General features: G+C 62.2%; 17 protein-coding genes. 13 read left to right on the top strand and 4 right to left on the bottom strand.

From position 1 onward, the window contains the following. The first annotated feature begins 74 nt into the window (after positions 1-74). The 3 genes from HA399_RS08635 (at position 75) to HA399_RS08625 (ending at position 3,588) form a co-directional block, all read left to right on the top strand. On the top strand, positions 75-905 hold the full coding sequence (locus HA399_RS08635) for an ATP-dependent zinc protease (RefSeq protein WP_054556656.1): 831 nt from the start codon (positions 75-77) through the stop codon (positions 903-905). Between the two features lie 102 nt (positions 906-1,007). Continuing rightward, positions 1,008-2,570, top strand: coding sequence for an inactive transglutaminase family protein (locus HA399_RS08630; RefSeq protein ID WP_043334234.1), 1,563 nt, complete (start codon positions 1,008-1,010; stop codon positions 2,568-2,570). Between the two features lies 1 nt (position 2,571). Then, positions 2,572-3,588, top strand: coding sequence for an alpha-L-glutamate ligase-like protein (locus HA399_RS08625; RefSeq protein WP_043334235.1), 1,017 nt, complete (start codon positions 2,572-2,574; stop codon positions 3,586-3,588). A 124-nt stretch (positions 3,589-3,712) separates the two neighbouring features. On the opposite strand, the gene HA399_RS08620 is transcribed toward HA399_RS08625, so the two are convergent. Beyond that, positions 3,713-4,426, bottom strand: coding sequence for a DUF1826 domain-containing protein (locus HA399_RS08620; RefSeq protein ID WP_404326842.1), 714 nt, complete (start codon positions 4,424-4,426; stop codon positions 3,713-3,715). A gap of 283 nt (positions 4,427-4,709) precedes the next feature. On the opposite strand from HA399_RS08620, the gene HA399_RS08615 reads away from it, so the two are divergent. From HA399_RS08615 to HA399_RS08575, 9 genes are all read left to right on the top strand, one after another. After that, positions 4,710-5,177, top strand: coding sequence for a Fur family transcriptional regulator (locus HA399_RS08615; protein ID WP_043334236.1), 468 nt, complete (start codon positions 4,710-4,712; stop codon positions 5,175-5,177). A gap of 59 nt (positions 5,178-5,236) precedes the next feature. After that, positions 5,237-6,574: a dihydroorotase gene (locus tag HA399_RS08610; RefSeq protein ID WP_404326841.1), complete on the top strand. Its 1,338-nt coding sequence runs from the start codon at positions 5,237-5,239 to the stop codon at positions 6,572-6,574. A gap of 76 nt (positions 6,575-6,650) precedes the next feature. Continuing rightward, complete coding sequence (locus tag HA399_RS08605) at positions 6,651-7,895, top strand: metal ABC transporter solute-binding protein, Zn/Mn family (protein WP_404326839.1); 1,245 nt, start codon at positions 6,651-6,653, stop codon at positions 7,893-7,895. Between the two features lie 112 nt (positions 7,896-8,007). Beyond that, complete coding sequence (locus HA399_RS08600) at positions 8,008-8,838, top strand: metal ABC transporter ATP-binding protein (protein ID WP_082388762.1); 831 nt, start codon at positions 8,008-8,010, stop codon at positions 8,836-8,838. A gap of 78 nt (positions 8,839-8,916) precedes the next feature. Continuing rightward, positions 8,917-9,741 (top strand): metal ABC transporter permease, encoded by an 825-nt coding sequence (locus HA399_RS08595; protein ID WP_043334239.1) that lies wholly within the window; start codon positions 8,917-8,919, stop codon positions 9,739-9,741. 96 nt (positions 9,742-9,837) lie between these two features. Further along, the gene (gene hisI / locus HA399_RS08590; RefSeq protein WP_248378275.1) at positions 9,838-10,284 is read left to right on the top strand and encodes a phosphoribosyl-AMP cyclohydrolase; all 447 of its coding nucleotides are present in this window, start codon (positions 9,838-9,840) and stop codon (positions 10,282-10,284) included. 37 nt (positions 10,285-10,321) lie between these two features. Beyond that, positions 10,322-10,603, top strand: a complete 282-nt coding sequence (gene yidD / locus HA399_RS08585) for a membrane protein insertion efficiency factor YidD (protein WP_209443810.1) — start codon at positions 10,322-10,324, stop codon at positions 10,601-10,603. Positions 10,604-10,752: 149 nt separating this feature from the next. Next, complete coding sequence (locus HA399_RS08580; protein ID WP_404326836.1) at positions 10,753-11,154, top strand: antitoxin Xre-like helix-turn-helix domain-containing protein; 402 nt, start codon at positions 10,753-10,755, stop codon at positions 11,152-11,154. Beyond that, entirely contained in the window at positions 11,151-11,885 is a 735-nt protein-coding gene (locus HA399_RS08575) for an RES family NAD+ phosphorylase (protein WP_225346677.1), read from the top strand. The genes HA399_RS08580 and HA399_RS08575 overlap by 4 nt, the downstream gene beginning before the upstream one ends. A gap of 183 nt (positions 11,886-12,068) precedes the next feature. Here the strand turns inward: HA399_RS08575 and HA399_RS08570 are convergent, their stop codons facing one another. After that, positions 12,069-12,500, bottom strand: coding sequence for a SufE family protein (locus HA399_RS08570; protein ID WP_054556665.1), 432 nt, complete (start codon positions 12,498-12,500; stop codon positions 12,069-12,071). A gap of 111 nt (positions 12,501-12,611) precedes the next feature. After that, on the bottom strand, positions 12,612-13,874 hold the full coding sequence (locus HA399_RS08565) for a tyrosine-type recombinase/integrase (protein WP_404326835.1): 1,263 nt from the start codon (positions 13,872-13,874) through the stop codon (positions 12,612-12,614). A gap of 512 nt (positions 13,875-14,386) precedes the next feature. Between HA399_RS08565 and HA399_RS08560 the strand changes: the two genes are divergently transcribed. Continuing rightward, a complete protein-coding gene (locus HA399_RS08560) occupies positions 14,387-15,352 on the top strand; it encodes a DNA-binding protein (protein ID WP_404326834.1) in 966 nt (321 codons plus the stop codon). 216 nt (positions 15,353-15,568) lie between these two features. Here the strand turns inward: HA399_RS08560 and HA399_RS08555 are convergent, their stop codons facing one another. Further along, the gene (locus tag HA399_RS08555; RefSeq protein ID WP_043334244.1) at positions 15,569-16,975 is read right to left on the bottom strand and encodes a PhoH family protein; all 1,407 of its coding nucleotides are present in this window, start codon (positions 16,973-16,975) and stop codon (positions 15,569-15,571) included. Between the last annotated feature and the right edge of the window lie 59 nt (positions 16,976-17,034).

The raw sequence follows: 17,034 nt of genomic DNA, 5'->3' as shown, positions 1-17,034 counted from the left end.
ATGGACAAGAATTATGTCTGCCGTTCACACAGGTTGTAGAGCGGCAGCAAGGCTGAACAGGAACCTTCTCCCCTATGCTGATCCGCAAGCTGCTATTGCCTGTTACCTTGACCAGTGTCGTCGTCATGGCCGGCTGCGTCCCGGCACAACCGCAACCGCAGAAACCGGTATTGACGCCAGATGCCTTTTCACAGCGCATCGATGCCCTGCAGGAACAGTTGGCAGGCCAATGCAACGTCCAACAGCAGCAACTTGCCGACCAGCAGGCGCTGAGCCGCTCTCTGCGTCGTGACGTGCGAGAAGTCGGCAGTCAGCTGCGCCAGATCCATGCCGAGATGGAACAGCCCGCACAGCCGCAGGCCGTGGAAGCCTGCAAGGCCGTGACCGACAACCCCATCCTCGACAAGACCCTGCTTGGGCGCGTCGAGTGGGTCGGCTTCCCGACCATCAGCAGCTACTTCAAGGCACGCATCGACACCGGGGCCAACACTTCGTCGCTGTCGGCGCGTGATATCACCGAATTCGAGCGCGACGGCGCCAAGTGGGTCAAGTTCAAGCTCGCACTGCGGGATGACGGCAAGTATTTCGTGTCAGGCGATCGTGACAAGTGGGTAGAAGCCCAGGTCAGCCGCACGGTGACCATCATCCAGGCCTCCGGGCGCGAAGAGCGTCCCGTCGTCAGCCTGCTGATGACACTGGGTGACATCAAGCAGAAGGTCGAGTTCACCCTCAATGATCGTCGTGATCTCACCTATCCGGTATTGCTGGGCCGTCGCTTCATGATGGACATCGCTGCGGTGGACGTCAGCCGTACCTTCATCAATGCACGTCCGGAGTACCCGGGCAGTGCACCCAGTAACGAAGCGGCCAAGGACGAGGACCCGAACGAAGGCAACCGCGACTGAGTGGCAAGCGCCCTCCTGTCTCCTCTGCCCGGCTTCGCTGCCTGACATGGCTCGGTGCTCCACCGAGCCATCATGACTGCTCCAGACATTTCAAGGACTCCCATGTCGCGTTTTGCTTTCTATCTTCTGGTCGGCCTGTTGATGCTGATCGGTGTGGGCCTGACCGCCTATCGCCATATTTCGTTTGATGTGCCCTGGGTGCCCGGTGCACAGCAGAAAGTGTGGGATATCGAAGCCCAGGTGGCCTTCACGGCCACTGGCGGCCCAGTCAAGGCCTCGCTGGCGCTGCCGGAAAACCAGAAAGGCTACAGCGTTCTGACCGAGAACACGGCGTCCTCGGGCTTCGGGCTGTCCTATCTGGATGACCTGCCGGGCCGTCGTGCCGAATGGTCGATCCGTGAAGCGGCAGGCTCGCAGCTGCTGTATTACACCGTGACCATGCTGGAGTCCGACAATGCGACGCCTGCGGCCATCAAGCGCCTGCCGGCCCCTCAGGAAGTCTCCTGGGAGCGTCCCTACGATACCGCCGCGGCCCAGGTCATCGATCAGGCCCGTGAGCGCAGTGCCGATTCGTTCACCTTCGCACGTGAGTTGATCAAGCAGTTCGACAATCAGCGTCAGGGCGAGAATGCGCGCCTGCTGCTGACCCAGTTCGAGCGTCCCGAGTTGATGCTGCGCTTGCTCAATGAGGCCGGTGTCAGTGCGCGTCTGGTCAGCGGCCTGAGTCTGGAAGACGGCCGTCGTCGCCAGACGGTCTCGTCCTGGTTGCAGGTCTTCGCCGAAACGCCGCAAGGAAACGAGGCAGTGGATGTCGAGGCCGCCGACGCTGAAGACATCAACACCGACTGGGTGCTGATCAACCCGGAAACCGGCAAGCAAGGTGAGCCGGACAACCTGCTGCTGTGGGAAGGTCGTGGCGCGCCGATGCTGGAAGTCGAAGGCGGCGTGAATTCCCGTGTCAGCTTCTCGATGATCCGTCACAACGAGCCGGCGGCCGTCGCGGTGCGCAACAAGCTGGCCAATGACGAGCTGCTCAACTTCTCGATCCACTCCCTGCCGCTGGAAGAGCAGGCGCTGTTCAAGACCATCCTGCTGATCCCGATCGGCGCGCTGGTCGTGGTGTTGCTGCGTGTACTGGTCGGTCTCAAGACCTCCGGTACCTTCATGCCGGTATTGATCGCCCTCGCCTTCATCCAGACAAGTCTGGTGACCGGCTTGATCGGCTTCCTGCTGATCGTCGCGACAGGCCTGGTGATCCGCAGTTACCTGTCGCGGCTCAATCTGCTATTGGTGGCGAGGGTCTCGGTGGTGATCATCACGGTGATCGCGATCATCTCCATCTTCTCGGTACTCGCCTATCGCTTCGGTCTGAACGCCGGCCTGACCATCACCTTCTTCCCGATGATCATCCTGTCGTGGACCGTCGAGCGCATGTCGATCCTGTGGGAGGAGGAAGGTCCCAAGGAAGTGCTCAAGCAAGGTGGCGGCAGCCTTCTGACCGCTGTGCTGGCCTATCTGGCGATGAACAATCCGTGGGTGCGTCACCTGACCTTCAACTTCCTCGGTCTGCAACTGGTGCTGATGGCCTTCATCCTGCTGCTCGGCAACTACACCGGCTATCGTCTGCTGGAATTGCGCCGCTTCAAGCCGCTGACGGAGGATTGAGATGCTCTCGTCATGGCTGAATCGCTGGTCGCGCAACTGGACCACGCCGGGCGCCTTGCGCGCCCGGGGGGTTGTCGGCATGAATCGCCGCAACATCGGGTATATCTCGAAATACAACGACCGCCGCCTCTATCCGCTGGTCGATGACAAACTGCAGACCAAGTTGCTGTGTCAGAAGTACGGCCTGGCCTCGCCGGAGATGATCGGCAAGGTCGCCAGCCAGTTCGAGGTCGAGCGTGTCGTCGACATGGTGCGTGATCACGCAGGTTTCGTGATCAAGCCGGCCAAGGGCTCAGGCGGCAAGGGGATCCTCGTCATCGAGCACCATGATGGCGAAGAGTATGTGAAGCCCAGTGGCGCGCGTATCACGCGTGCCGACATGGAGCGCCACGTCTCCAACATCCTGTCAGGGCTCTATTCGCTGGGCGGCTCACCGGATGTGGCGCTGGTCGAAGGCTTGATCTCCTTCGATCAGGCCTTCGCCGAGTTCACCTATGAGGGTGTGCCGGACATTCGTGTCATCGTCTTCAAGGGCTATCCCGTGATGGCGATGATGCGCCTGTCGACGGCGGCCTCGGATGGCAAGGCCAACCTTCACCAGGGCGCGGTCGGTGTCGGGCTGGATATCGGCAGTGGCTGGGCGGTGCGCGGCGTGCAGTACGATCGCCCGCAGTTCGCGCACCCTGATACCGGGCACGATATCTTCTCGCTCAAGGTGCCGCAGTGGGACACCCTGCTCGAGCTGGCTGCCGGCTGTTACGAGATGACCGGACTTGGGTATCTGGGCACCGACATGGTGCTGGATCGTCGCCATGGCCCGATGCTTCTGGAGCTCAACGCCCGTCCGGGGCTCGCCATCCAGATGGCCAATGGCGAGGGCCTGCGCAAGCGGCTCGAGCTGATCGAGCGTCAGCCCGACGGTGTGCCGGTCGCCGAGCGTGTCGCCTTTGCGCGCAAGCACTTCTCGCGCAGCAAGGAAGATGTCGCCAATGTCGGCATGGCACCCATCGCGGACTGATGCCAGTCCCGAATGTTTGCTGACCGATGCCTTGGTTGATCGACTTCTCCAGCGTCTGGAATGACAAGAACACCCCGCCTTGGCGGGGTGTTTCTGTTTGGTGAGTCGCAAGCGAAGCCTCGGCTCAGCCGGGGTCCATGCTCAACATCAGGCGGCTGCCATTGGGCACCACCGGTGAGCGATGGATCAGCCCTCGCCCTTCGTTGCCCGGCCAGCACTCGCCCTTGAGCAACGCCAGGCTGCCCTGGCGCAGCTCATGTATCTCGCCGGGGGCCAGGCAGATGTCCTGATGGCCGGGTTGGCCGTGGCCCAGTGCCAGCCTGTCGGCGGCATGTTCCGGCAGCCACTGGGTGCCCGGACCGTCGTAGGTCGTCACCAATCTGACCGGGATGCGATCGACATGAAAGCGCGGGCACATGGCGCTCTGGGTCATCTCCAGTCGCATGCCGATATCCTTGACCTCGAAGAGTTCGCCCATGGCTTCACCCAGCACACGGATATCCTCTATCAGCGCAGCCCCGGCATCCGGTGCGGGAAGGTAGCGCTCCAGCGCCTCACGCAGATCACTGATCGGGCCGCGCCAGCGCATGCGCAACGGGTAGGCACCCAGGCACTGAGCCTTGACCGCCATCTTCAATGCCGCATCGATGCGGCGTTGCATCACGGCCAGACTGATGTCGGGGTCGAAGATGGCTCCCAGGTCACGTGCCTCGTGACCGATATGCCAATGGGTCGCGGGCCTTGGCGCCGACGCGAGGGTCGAAGGTGACGAACTGGCTGCCAGGCGTGTCTCGGGTCGTGTGTGAAGGGGTGGGTGCAGCGCCTCGAACTGGGCCATGAATTCCTCCTGTCAGGGATGGTCGCGGGTCTATCACCGCGACCAGAAAGCGATAATTGTTATGTTATATCATATTGATCGCTTGTCCACGCTTTCATGTCGGCCCCTGCGCCGTGCGTTGCCTTTGGTGACTCACGCAGCCCCGATGCCTTTGCCGGTGGCCCGTCATGGCCCATTTGCCCTAGAATAAGCATCTGGTCATTCAGGCTGCGCGCTGACGCACTTGCCCTCATTGCGCTTGACGCCTTTTGACATCCGGGATTCACGACACTCAGGATTCTTCATGCCAGAGCCACTTTCGCTGATCGACCAGGCCGAACGTCAATGTCTGGCGCGCGGTGTGCGATTTACGCCGATTCGGCGACGTGTACTGGAAATGATCGCGACCAGTCATGGCGCACTAAAGGCGTATGACCTGCTGGATCAGCTCGCCAAGGAACATGGCGCTGCCCGCCCTCCCACGATCTATCGTGCACTGGACTTTCTGCTCGAACAGGGCCTCGTCCATCGAATTGAATCACTCAATGCCTACCTTGCCTGCCACTGCCCGGAGCATCAGCACGGCTTTCAGCTGTTGATCTGCCGCGGCTGCGGTCGTGTCGAGGAAATGCATGATGACGATCTCGGCACCCGGCTTGTCGCCAGCGCCGATCGCCATGGTTTCTCGATCGAACGCCAGACCATCGAACTCGAGGGGCGTTGCCAGGATTGCACCTCTCAAGCAGCTGCCATGGCAGAAAACGCTCAGTGAACGGCGCTTGCGAGCGCTTTTGATACGATATAACATTTGCTTCCCACGGAGGACGTCACATGCTGGACATCCGCATCTCACAGGCGCAAGTCGTCAACGAAGGCACCATTTCCACTCAGGATGTGGGCATCAAGGGCGGGCGTATTCACGCCATCGGCAGCGACCTGTCTCACCTTGATGCACGTGAAGTGATTGATGCCGCTGGCCGCCATCTGCTGCCGGGCATGATCGATGATCAGGTGCACTTCCGTGAGCCGGGCCTGACCGCCAAGGGCAACATCGCCACCGAGTCTGCTGCTGCCGTGGCCGGGGGGATCACCACCTTCTTCGACATGCCCAACGTCAAACCGGCGACCCTGGACAGCGATGCACTGGAAGCCAAGTTTGCCGTGGCGGCCGGTCGTGCCCATGCCAACCACGCCTTCTATCTGGGTGCCAGCAACGACAACCTGGAAGCGATCAAGACGCTGGATCCGAACCAGACCTGCGGCATCAAGATCTTCATGGGCGCCTCTACCGGCAACATGCTGGTCGATGATCCGGAGATTCTCGAAGGCATCTTCAAGCATGCCCCGACGCCCATCGTCACGCATTGCGAAGACACGCCGATGATTCTCGAGAACGAGGCGCGCTGGCGTGAGCGTTTCGGGGAAGACGTGCCCTTCTCCGAACACGGCCTGATCCGCTCGCGCGAAGCCTGCATCAAGAGCTCGCGTCTGGCGATCGACCTGGCGACCCGCAACGGTACCCAGCTGCATGTCCTGCACCTGACCACCGCCGAGGAAATGGCGCTGTTCAAGGCCGGCCCGATGAAGGGCAAGCAGATCACCGCCGAAGTCTGCGCGCACCACCTGTGGTTCAGCGACGCCGATTACGACACCCGTGGCAGCCTGATCAAGTGCAATCCGGCAGTGAAGACCGCTGAAGACCGCGCCGCCCTGCGCGCTGCCGTGATGGATGGCCGTATCGATATCATCGCCACCGATCACGCGCCGCATACCTGGGAAGAGAAGCAGAACCCGTACTTCAAGGCGCCTTCCGGCCTGCCGCTGGTGCAGCATGCCCTGCTGTCACTGCTCGACCAGGTACAGGACGGCATCTATGACCTGGCGACCCTGGTGCGGAAGACCAGCCACAACGTGGCGGATCGCTTCTCCATCGTCGATCGCGGCTACATCCGTGAAGGGGCCTTCGCAGACCTGGTGCTGGTCGACCTCAATGGCGAGACCAGCGTCACGCGTGACAACGTGCTCTACAAGTGTGGCTGGAGCCCCTTCGATGGCGTGACCTTCAAGGCGCGTATCGATGCGACCTTCGTCAACGGCGTGAAAGCCTATGACGGCAAGACCGTCAATCCGGTGGCCAACGGCCAGCGACTCTCGTTCAACCGCGGCTGATGGCGGTCCTGGCGTGCCGGTTCTCGGCACGTCCTGCCCGCATCATGCCGTGATCACTAGCAAAGGAAGTGGTGTCATGAGTATGCATGCGGGCTCTCCCCTGGCGTCTCGCCAAGTGTTGTGTGAAAAGCTGCTGTCCCGGGTCCAGCGCACGCTGGGTCCGCGGGCTGCGCGTGCCCTGCCGCTGAGTGTGCTGGGCGCGCTTGCCGCGTTCGCGACGCCTGCCGCCCACGCCCACGCCCAGGACAGCGCCCCTCTGCATGTGGCCGTCAGCGTGCCGCCCATCGCATGGATGGTCGATCAGCTGGCCGGTGAGCATGTCGAGATCACCACGCTGGTCAAGCCGGGCGACAGCCCGCACGCCTACGACCCGACCCCGCGCCAGGTGGCTGAGCTGTCGACGGTCCCGCTCTATCTCGCCATCGGCGTGCCCTTCGAGCAGGTGTGGTTGCCGCGCCTGGTGAAGAACAACACCGAGATGCAGGTCGTGCATCTGGAAGAGGGTCTCAACACACGCCACTTCGGCAGTGGTGAGGCGCATGACCACGGTCATGATGAAGCGCATGCTCATGAGCAGGACGCGCATCACGATGACGATCATGCCGACCATGATGAACACGACGAGCACGAAGCTCACGAAGAACATCACGACGAGCATGCTGATCATGAGGCCCACGAAGAGCATCACGGCGAGCACGAAGGTCACGAAGAGCATCACGGCGAGCACGAAGGTCACGAAGAACATCACGGCGAGCACCACGATGAGCACGCTGATCATCAGGAGCATGGTGCCCAGCATGACGAGGATGAGGACCTCGGCGAAGCCGACCCCCACCTCTGGCTGGACCCGCAGCGCATGCAGACCGTCGTCGAGCGTGCCGCCGAGGTGCTCGAGGCACGCCTGCCACAGCATGCCAGCGAGATCGATGCCAATGAGCAGCGTCTGCTCAAGACCCTGAGCGAGCTGGATGCGCAGATCGCTCAGACGCTGGCGCCCTACAAGGGCCGCAATTTCCTGATCTTCCATCCCAGCTTCGGCTACTTCGCGGACCGCTACTCGCTCGAGCAGCATGCCATTGAAGTCAGTGGCCGTGAGCCCACGCCGCGCGAGATGGCCACGCTGATCACGCGTGCCAAGGATGAGAACATCGGCACCATCTTCGTCTCGGGGCAGTTCTCCCAGACGGCGGCCAAGCGGATCGCCAGCTCCCTGGAGGCCGAAGTGGCCGTGCTGGACCCGCTGGCAGAGGACTATCTCGACAACCTGAAGCACGCCACCGAAGCGCTGAAGGCGGGTTTCGAGTTGACTGACAGCCAGTAATTGCCGGCCGGGTATTGCGCATATCGTCTGGTCTTGCACAATGCCCTGCCCCATCGAAAAGTCAGACGGGCGCTCATGCGCCCGTCTGCGTTGCAACGAGGTACCTTACGTCATGGTCAGCCCCATCTCCGTCGCGCGCCCGCGCACGGACAGCCATCCGGAGGCGTCAGCCACCGGGCGCAGTGTCGGACCGGTCTTTCGCCCGGTGCCGGCAGATGCACCGGATGCCATTGATATTCGCGGCGTGACCTTCCGGTATGGCGAGCAGGTCATTCTCGACGATGTCGACTTTCAGGTCGGCGCGCGCGAGATAGTGGGACTGATCGGGCCCAACGGTGGCGGCAAGAGCACGCTGCTCAAGCTGATACTCGGTCTTCACAAGCCGGCGGCTGGCTGTGTCCGGGTGCTGGGGCGCACGCCCAAGGCCGCCGCGCGCCATATCGGTTATGTGCCGCAGTTTGCCAACTTCGTGAAGCGCTTCCCCATCCGCGTGGAAGATGTCGTGCTGATGGGGCGCCAAGGGCGTCGTCGTCAGTGGGGTCCCTGGCCACGCGCGGACCGTGAGGCGATCGGTGCGGTGCTGGAAGAAGTCGGTATCAGTCATCTGCGCCGTCGGCATATCGATGCCCTCTCCGGCGGTCAGCTGCAGCGTGTGCTGATCGCTCGCGCCCTGGCGGCCGAGCCTCAGTTGCTGCTGCTGGATGAGCCCACCGCGAGTGTCGACAGCGACGGCGAGCGCTCCCTGTTCGAGCTGTTCAATCGCCTGGCCAACCGCATGAGCGTGGTGGTGATCAGTCACGATCTCGGTTTCATCAGCGATTACGTCGATCGGGTCGCCTGCCTCAACCGCAAGATGATCGTCCATGACACCGAGACGCTCACCGCTGAATCGATCGAGCGGCTCTATGGTGAAAACGTCCAGATGATCCATCACCATCACTGATGTCGCGGCCGGTGACTGTCCGTCTGGCCTGTTTCACTTCCTTCACGTCGCCCGCTCTGCGCTCTAGGCTTACATTACATGAATTTCATCACCGCCCTGGGCAGCCAGGATTTTCTCCAGAACGCCCTCTTCGCTGGTCTGCTGGCCAGTCTTGCGGCCGGTCTGGTCGGCCCCTATGTCGTGGTACGCCGCATCGGCTATCTGGCCGGGGGTATCGCCCATACCGTGCTTGCCGGCATGGGGATCGCCTACTTCATGGGCGCAAGCCCGCTGGTCGGCGCCTTCATCAGCGCCATTCTTGCCGCCCTGCTGATCGGTTACATCAGTCTCAAGGGCTTTGATCAGGAAGACACCGTCATCGGTGCGCTGTGGGCCATCGGCATGGCCACTGGCATCCTGTTCATCAGTCAGACCCCGGGTTACAAGGTTGATCTGATGAGCTATCTGTTCGGCAACCTGCTGCTGGTGCCCGCGGATGCCATCGGCACCCTCGCCTGGATGGTGGGAGGTCTGGCACTGGTGTTGCTGCTGGTGCATCGCCCACTGACCGCGGTGATCTTCGATGAAGAGTTCGCGCGTCTGCGGGGCGTGCCGGTCAAGACGCTCTACCTGCTGCTGCTGGTGATGGTGGCGATCACCGTCGTGCTGCTGTTGCAGGCGGTGGGGTTGATCATGGTGCTGGCCTTGTTGTCCCTGCCTGCCGCGCTTGCCGGCCATCATGCGCGCTCACTGGGCATGATGATCGTGATCGCGAGTCTGGCGGCCATGGCCTTCACCACCGGTGGGCTGGCGCTCTCCTGGCAGTTCGACCTGCCCGCCGGCGCAACCATCGTGCTGGTGGCCGGTGTCGCCTACCTGCTGTCGCTCATCTGGCGCAGCGCGCGTGGCGGGCTGCGTCGCTGATTCGCGGCTTGTGATACTGATACTGCGTGAGCCCCTGCCAGCGTGACATGACGCTTGAAGGGGCTTCGATATGGACTCTGCAAGGAAACACCCTCAATGGCACAGGATGGACTGCTCAAGTCGCTGGAGAATGCCGACGTCGGCGAGAAGGTCGCGCTGGAGGCGCTGATCGCCGCCTTGCCCTGGAATGGCGACGGCCTGATTCCCGCCATCGCGCAACAGCATGACAGCGGCGAGGTATTGATGATGGCGTGGATGAACGCCGAAGCCCTGCGCGAGACGCTCTCCACCGGTCGCGTGTGCTACTTCTCACGCTCGCGCAGCAAGCTGTGGCGCAAGGGCGAGAGCTCGGGCCAACAGCAGAAGCTGGTCAGTACGCATCTGGATTGCGATGGCGATACCCTGCTGGTCAAGGTCGATCAGACAGGTCCTGCCTGCCATACCGGGCGCAAGAGCTGCTTCTACTGGCGCCTGGATGCTGAAGGTGCCGAGATTACCGATGCACCGATCATTGACCCGAACACCCTGTATGGCAACGCCTGAACGTCGCCACTCCCTCAGGCGCGGCGTGACGTCGGTCATGACGCGCCTGCTGACCGGCTTGCTGCGCGGCTATCAGCTGGTGCTCAGCCCGCTGCTGGGGCCGCGCTGTCGCTTCTATCCTTCCTGCTCCAGTTACGGACTCGAGGCCATCAAGGTGCATGGGCCCCTCAAGGGGTGCTGGCTCACGGCCAGACGTCTGTCACGCTGCCATCCGCTGGGCGGGCCGGGTGGCGTGGACCCCGTGCCACCGCGCAAGGATCACGCCTCGTCTGCCAGCTGCTGCGATGCGCATGATCAGGACGACGCGCCCAGGCCTTGAGGGCATGCGCCTTGTGAGTGACTGGGTCGAGTGCCCTGCGAGCGGCGGAGTCTTGCGGCTGGCGGTACGCATGTGAAGTGTTTCTGTGTTATAATTCACATGTGTATGGCGTCAGCTGTGACGTCATCGTCTGTCAGCAGGAGAATGTCATGTCCGCCGCAGCCGCCCTCGATCGTGTGTCCCCGACCAGCCCCAGTGCGGGCCGCGTTGCCCTCAAGTCCTTCTTCAACATCATGGAGAAGTGGCAGTGCAGCGCGGCGGATCAGCGCGTGCTGCTGGGGGGCATCGGTACCACCACCTATCACAAGTATCGCAAGCTGCCGGAAGTGCGCCTGCCCAACGACACCCTGGAGCGTATCTCCTACGTGATGGGGATCCACAAGGCTCTGCGCATCCTGTTCAGCAATACGCCCGAGATGGCCCATGAATGGGTACGTCGTCCCAATCGTGCGGCGCCCTTCAATGGCCAGAGTGCGCTGGACTACATGCTGGCCGGCCAGGTGGTTTCGCTGGCCGACACTCGCCGTTATCTCGACGGAGTGCGTGGATGAGCGAATGGACGAGCGAAGGCAAGCATGTCGATGACTCCGCCCTGCCCGCGCTGACGCTGCCGGACTGGCAGAACGCCTGGCGCGTGATCTCCAGCGCCTTCCCGCCCATTTCGGTATTCGAGGATATTCTCGAGCCTGATGAGCTGGAGATGGCGTTTGCCATCGAGGCGCTGACCAATGACCGCCTGCGCGAAGAAGCCGGCGAGCTGAGTCGCGTCGCACCGCAAGACCGCATCAGCGGGCCGGGTTCCACGCCGGTGATGGCGGCCTTCACGCATATCGGGCGTGCCTCGCGCTTCACCGATGGCAGTTTCGGGGTCTATTACTGTGCCAGTACGCTGGACACCGCGATCAGCGAGACCCGCTTCCACATGGCGCGCTTTCTGGCTGATACCGCGCAGCCCAGTCAGGAAATGACCATGCGCAGTTACGTCAATCGCGTGACGCAGCCACTGCATGACATTCGCGAGGGTCATGACGCCCTCTGTCAGCCAGACATGGCCAGCTACCCAGCCGGCCAGGCCTTTGCCGCCAGGTTGCGAGAAGCTGGCAGCTTTGGCCTGCTCTACCCCAGCGTGCGCCACGCCCAGGTGGATGCAAGCGCCGAGTGCGCGGCCATTCTGCGTCCGCCGGCTGTCAGCATCCCCATTCAGGGGCCGCACCTGCGCTATGTCTGGGATGGTCAGCATCAGGCCATGACGCATGTGCTGGAGGTGCGCGAGCATCGCTGAGGGCGTGAAAACGCCCTGCTGAACGACCTTAGAAAGCCCTGAGAAATTCTTGAGAAAAGCCCAAAAAGACGCCCGCCATTCCGCTCGAAATCTCGAGACTGGAATGGCGGGCGTCTTGCGTTACTCATGTCGGCCCAGACCTGAAGCGTCAGAGCTAAAGCATCAGCCCCCAGACGACAGGCCTCAGGCGTTGGCGTGCAGCTCGGCCACACCGTAGATACGCTTGAGCATCGCATGCAGGCCGTTGGAGCGCGTCGGCGACAGGTGCTTGTCGAGGCCGAGCTCGTTGAGGAAGGTCGGCTGGGTGGCGACGATTTCCTGCGGCGTCCGGTCGTTGTAGATGCGCAGCACCACGGCGATCAGGCCTGCCACGATGGCGGCGTCCGAGGTCGCCTGGAAATGCAGGCGCTGCTCGCTGCCTTCGCCACGCACTTCAGGATGAATCCAGACGTTGGACTGGCAGCCGTCGATCTTGGTCTCAGGGCCTTTCAGTGCTTCCGGGTATTCCGGCAGCGCCTTGCCCATGTCGATGATGTACTGATAGCGGTCCATCCAGTTGTCGAAGAAGCTGAATTCCTCGACCAGTTCCGCCTGCGCTTGTTGCGCGTCGCTCATGCTGACTCCCGATGATGTCACTGCAAAGTGTCTGAAGATACGCTGTCGCCATGATAACGCCTGACCTCGCCGGACGCACGGCGCCTTGGGGCCTGAGCGTGGTGACAGCGCTCATGAGTCGTGTTCTGGCGCCTCAGGCGGATGGCCTGGCGTCGCCAGCGAATGTCTGGCCATCTGCTGCTGCCACTCGCTGTCTTCGGCGTGCAGGTAGCGCGATGTCGTATCCAGTCGCGAGTGTCTGGCGGAGCGCGACAGAAAGCGCAGCTCTACCCCGGCCTGTGCCTGATGGGTGATCGCGGTGTGGCGCAGCCAGTGAGGGCTTGCCTGATCGAGGGTGCGTGCCATCAGCTCGCTGGCGTCGCCGGGACTCTGGATTCGCTGGCGCATGTCGATGGCGGCCTGGGCAAAAGTCTGCTTGATCAAGCGGTAGAGCTGGTTGTCGCCGAGCGCTGTCGTGCCATCCAGGCGCGCCAGCAGCGGCAGTGCCTCGTCGGCGGGCAGTGCCTGCGGTAGATCACTGAGCCCGCGCAGGCGTCGCCAGCGAACCAGCGCCTCGAGCATCGGCGGCGGCAGCGGAATCTCGGCCAGCTTGGCGCCCTTGCCTATCACGCGCCACCACCACTGGCCTTCCCGTTTGACGATATCGCCCATCCTCGCGGCGGCCATCTCCGCGATGCGCGGCGCCATCAAGTAGGCGAATGCGAACAGAAAGCGCTGGCGCTCGGCCACGAAGCGCTCGCGGGACACCCCGCCCTCAGGTGAAGCACCGACCGGCGTCAGCTCCTCGCAATGCGCTTCGATACGCCCCCACAGCCAGTCCCATAGCGGGCGCTCGAGATAGCGTTCGATGCGCAGCGTGCGGTTTTCCATGCGGCGCTTGTCGCGCATCAGGCGGAACGGGTTGCGTGACAGGTAGCCGGCCTCGATCAGCCAGGCATACATGCCCTGCAGGATCACCAGGCTCTGACGGCGGCTGGCGGGGGCCAGCGGGCCGCGAAAGGGTCGCCACTGAGGATGCTTGCGGGCACGCACGCTGCCGATCCAGACCTCTGCTGGCTGAGGGTCGGCCAGAAACGCCTCGAAGTGCTCAAGGCGTTCGCGATCCAGGCTGGCCAGGGCGGATTCTCTGCCCTGCTCTCCCTCGGCCTTGAGCCATAGCAGCAGGCGCTCCGCTTCCTTGCGATAGGCGCGCAGCGTCTGAGCGCTGTGGCGATATTCGTTGAGCCAGGCGGCCACGGCTTCGACATCCGTGCGGGCGCGAATCAGTGAGCGATCATCAGCGGCCGTCAGCTGGGCATGCTGCTGCGCTCTGGATAGCTCGACCTCCAGATGCCCGACCAGCGCCGTGATGCCATCATGCGTGCTTTCTTCCACCGATCAACTCCCGTTGATGCCTCTCGGCTGTATATCGCCCGTCTGGCGTGTCATTTCAGGCGTGCGCCGCCCTGTGGTGCCCTTGTCCATCTCTTGTCTGCCCTTCTCTTGTCTGCCCTTTCCTGCTCTGTCCTTCCCTGTTCTGGCCAAGCTTGCCCTGTCCTCGGGGCTGATTGTGACGTTACGGCTATGATAATTCAAGATAAGGCGCGTAATCATGAATTTATAGCTCTATACGTATCGTAAATTACATATTACGTAATATGTAATTATCTTTATCTTGTCAGAAAACATCGCTAAGATGGGCACCAGGCTGGGGGTGAATTGATGGCAGAAGAAGGCGAGCGGCATCCAAGGTATTGCTCTCGCCAGATGACGTGGCCCATCCGCTGCCATTGCGTGTATGAGAGTGCGTGCTGGAGAGTGGTAGTTGGCCGCGCTTCATGGCGTAATGGCGGGCAAGCAGCAACGACTGACGACGTATCAATGACGGACTACGGACGGAGATTCCCATGGCGCGCACTGGCGTCCAGTACGAGGATGTACAACGAGCCATCGAGTCACTGATGGCACGGGGCGAGGCCCCGAGCGTGCAGAAGATTCGTGAAGTGCTGGGGACCGGCAGCTTCACCACCATCAGCGATCATCTGCGTGACTGGCGCCAGCGGCGCGCCGAGAAGCGTGATGAGCCGCTGAGCCAGGCCATGCCTGACAGTCTCACCGAGACCCTGGCCACGGTCTGGAAGGAGGCGCAGTCACTGGCCAATGAAAGCCTGGTGCACTATCGCCAGGAAGCGGACAAGCAGACCGTCGAGGCGCGTGAAGCCGAAGCGCAGGCACAGCGCCGCGCGGAAGATGCCGAACAGCGTCTCAGCGCCCTGTCCGAGCAATTGGCCCAGGTGCAGGCGCGCCTTGAAGAGCGTGTGCAGGCCTTGGCGACGTTGACCAATGAGCAGGAGCATTGGCAGCAGCTGCAGGACAAGCTCGAAAAGCGCCTGACCCTGGCCCAGGAAGACATCGCGGCCATGGAGCGCACGCGCGAAGTGGACCACGAGCGTCATCAGCAGGCGATTCAGGCGCAGGAAATCGAGTGGAAGGAACGCCTTGCGCAGGAAGAGGCGCGCCATGAGGCCAGTGAAACGCGCCTGATGAAGATGCTGGATGATGCACGTCTCGAGAAGAGCGAGCTCGACAAGCAGCATCGACGTCGTCAGGAGCAGCTCGAGAAGCGCGTCGAGCGTCTCGATGCCCAGGCGGCCGAGCAACGCAAGCAGCTGCAGGAAGAAGAGCGTCGCCGCTTTGAGGAGACCTCGGCTTGCCAGCAGCGCGAGACGGAGCTCAAGGACATGCGTGCGCAGCTGGAGCACTCCTCGGCGGAATACTCACGCCTGGAGGCCCAGCTCGGGCAGCTGACGCACGAGAACAAGCTGCTCAAGGAACGCCTGGCATTTGCGCCCTTGCCGCCCTTCGTATGCTGAAAGCCTTGTCGAGTGTTCACCACGCACTTGCGGCGTGATCTCCATGACTGACATGACGCAATGCACACGAAAACGCCGCCCATCAGGGCGGCGTTTTTTGTCAGTGCTGTCGAGTTCTCATTCTCGTGATGCCAAGCTCGTGATATCAGAGCCGTCAGTGTCGTGATGGCGACGCCATCGGGTGACTATCAGGTTGTCAAAAGTGTGGCGAACACCTCACAGCAGCTCTTCCGCGACCAGTGCCAGACGTGAGCGCTCGACGCACTTGAGTGTCACGTGACTGGCATGCGGCCACGAGCTGAAGCGCTGCACTGCCACCGCAAGGCCGCAGGTGTTGGCGGTCAGATAGGGAGTGTCTATCTGGCCCACATTGCCCAGCAGTACCACCTTGGTGTTGGCGCCCGCCCGTGTCAGCAGCCCCTTGAGCTGCTTGGGCGTCAGGTTCTGGGCTTCATCGATGATCAGGAAGGTGTCGCTCAGCGTGCGCCCACGCATGAAGGACGGTGAGCGGATCTGGACGCGATTGCCGATCCAGGCGCGCGTGGCCTCCTCGTTCCAGGCGCTGGTGCCTTCTCCCTCCTTGCGCAGCAGGTTGTCCATGTTGTCGTGGAAGGCCCCCATCCACGGCGACATCTTCTCTTCTTCGGTGCCGGGCAGAAAGCCGATCTCTTCACCCATCGCGATCGGCGCGCGAGTGAAGATGATGCGTTCGAAACGCTTCTTCTCCAGTGTCTGCTCGAACGCGGCAGCCAGCGTCATGTAGGTCTTGCCGGTGCCTGCACTGCCCGCGATCGACACCATGTCGACGCTGTCGTCCATCAGCAGATTGAGTGCGAAGTTCTGGCGACTGTCATGGGCATTCACCCCCCAGGCGCTGCGCTCGTTGCGATAGTTCTGCAGCACTTCCAGGCGTGCATAGTCGTGCTCCAGCTCGCGCACGATGGCTTCGAAACTGGCGCCATCATCCCCATCGCAATCCGCGATCAGCATGCCCGGGTACCAGTCCTTGGGCATCTGGCCTGACAGCTCATAGAAGGTGCGATGGTGCTCGCGCGTGACGGTGACATCGACCTGCATGTCGTCCCAGACGCCCTGGCCGTCGTGGCCGGCCTCATGAAAGAGCTTGACGCCTTCGATCATGGCGTCGCTGTCGGTGAAGGCGCGATCCGTCAGATAGTCTTCCACCGCCATGCCCAGGGCGGCGGCCTTGATGCGTAGATTGATGTCCTTGGTCACCAGGATGACCGAGGCGTCCTGGCAGCGTGCAGACAGGCTGCGAGTCTCGGCGAGAATACGATTGTCGGCACAGGCGTCGCTCTGATCGACATGGCCGGAGAGGAAGTGAAGGTTGCCCGCGCCATTCATGGAAGGCGGGAGCGGAATTCCACGCAGGATTTCCTGAGGTGTGACATCCGCGGTGAGATCGGACAGCGTACGGCTGATCTGGCGGGCGGTATGGGCAATCTCCTTGTTGCCATTCTTGTGCTTGTCCAGCTCCTCCAGCACCGTCATCGGAATGACGACATCATGCTCGTCAAACTGAAACAGGGCTGAGGGGTCGTGAATCAGCACGTTGGTATCGAGGACGTACAGACGACGGGACTGCTTCTCGACTCTTACCATTGGCGACATGCCTTCCGTTGGAGTGTGCCCCTTGAAGCTAGCATGATGAATATGTCGAT

The sequence above is a fragment of the Cobetia sp. UIB-001 genome (genome assembly GCF_044789135.1).
Taxonomy (GTDB): Bacteria; Pseudomonadota; Gammaproteobacteria; order Pseudomonadales; family Halomonadaceae; genus Cobetia; species Cobetia amphilecti.
The sequence above is the reverse complement of the archived record's forward strand: the minus strand, read 5'-3'. Positions and strand labels throughout refer to the sequence as shown.

What these genes read in the sequence shown, in the direction of transcription:
- HA399_RS08635 (WP_054556656.1), top strand. Translation starts at nt 75, where the DNA reads ATGCTGATCCGCAAGCTGCTATTGCCTGTTACCTTGACCAGTGTCGTC.
- HA399_RS08630 (WP_043334234.1), top strand. Translation starts at nt 1,008, where the DNA reads ATGTCGCGTTTTGCTTTCTATCTTCTGGTCGGCCTGTTGATGCTGATC.
- HA399_RS08625 (WP_043334235.1), top strand. Translation starts at nt 2,572, where the DNA reads ATGCTCTCGTCATGGCTGAATCGCTGGTCGCGCAACTGGACCACGCCG.
- HA399_RS08620 (WP_404326842.1), bottom strand. Translation starts at nt 4,426, where the DNA reads ATGGCCCAGTTCGAGGCGCTGCACCCACCCCTTCACACACGACCCGAG.
- HA399_RS08615 (WP_043334236.1), top strand. Translation starts at nt 4,710, where the DNA reads ATGCCAGAGCCACTTTCGCTGATCGACCAGGCCGAACGTCAATGTCTG.
- HA399_RS08610 (WP_404326841.1), top strand. Translation starts at nt 5,237, where the DNA reads ATGCTGGACATCCGCATCTCACAGGCGCAAGTCGTCAACGAAGGCACC.
- HA399_RS08605 (WP_404326839.1), top strand. Translation starts at nt 6,651, where the DNA reads ATGAGTATGCATGCGGGCTCTCCCCTGGCGTCTCGCCAAGTGTTGTGT.
- HA399_RS08600 (WP_082388762.1), top strand. Translation starts at nt 8,008, where the DNA reads ATGGTCAGCCCCATCTCCGTCGCGCGCCCGCGCACGGACAGCCATCCG.
- HA399_RS08595 (WP_043334239.1), top strand. Translation starts at nt 8,917, where the DNA reads ATGAATTTCATCACCGCCCTGGGCAGCCAGGATTTTCTCCAGAACGCC.
- hisI (WP_248378275.1), top strand. Translation starts at nt 9,838, where the DNA reads ATGGCACAGGATGGACTGCTCAAGTCGCTGGAGAATGCCGACGTCGGC.
- yidD (WP_209443810.1), top strand. Translation starts at nt 10,322, where the DNA reads ATGACGCGCCTGCTGACCGGCTTGCTGCGCGGCTATCAGCTGGTGCTC.
- HA399_RS08580 (WP_404326836.1), top strand. Translation starts at nt 10,753, where the DNA reads ATGTCCGCCGCAGCCGCCCTCGATCGTGTGTCCCCGACCAGCCCCAGT.
- HA399_RS08575 (WP_225346677.1), top strand. Translation starts at nt 11,151, where the DNA reads ATGAGCGAATGGACGAGCGAAGGCAAGCATGTCGATGACTCCGCCCTG.
- HA399_RS08570 (WP_054556665.1), bottom strand. Translation starts at nt 12,500, where the DNA reads ATGAGCGACGCGCAACAAGCGCAGGCGGAACTGGTCGAGGAATTCAGC.
- HA399_RS08560 (WP_404326834.1), top strand. Translation starts at nt 14,387, where the DNA reads ATGGCGCGCACTGGCGTCCAGTACGAGGATGTACAACGAGCCATCGAG.
- HA399_RS08555 (WP_043334244.1), bottom strand. Translation starts at nt 16,975, where the DNA reads ATGGTAAGAGTCGAGAAGCAGTCCCGTCGTCTGTACGTCCTCGATACC.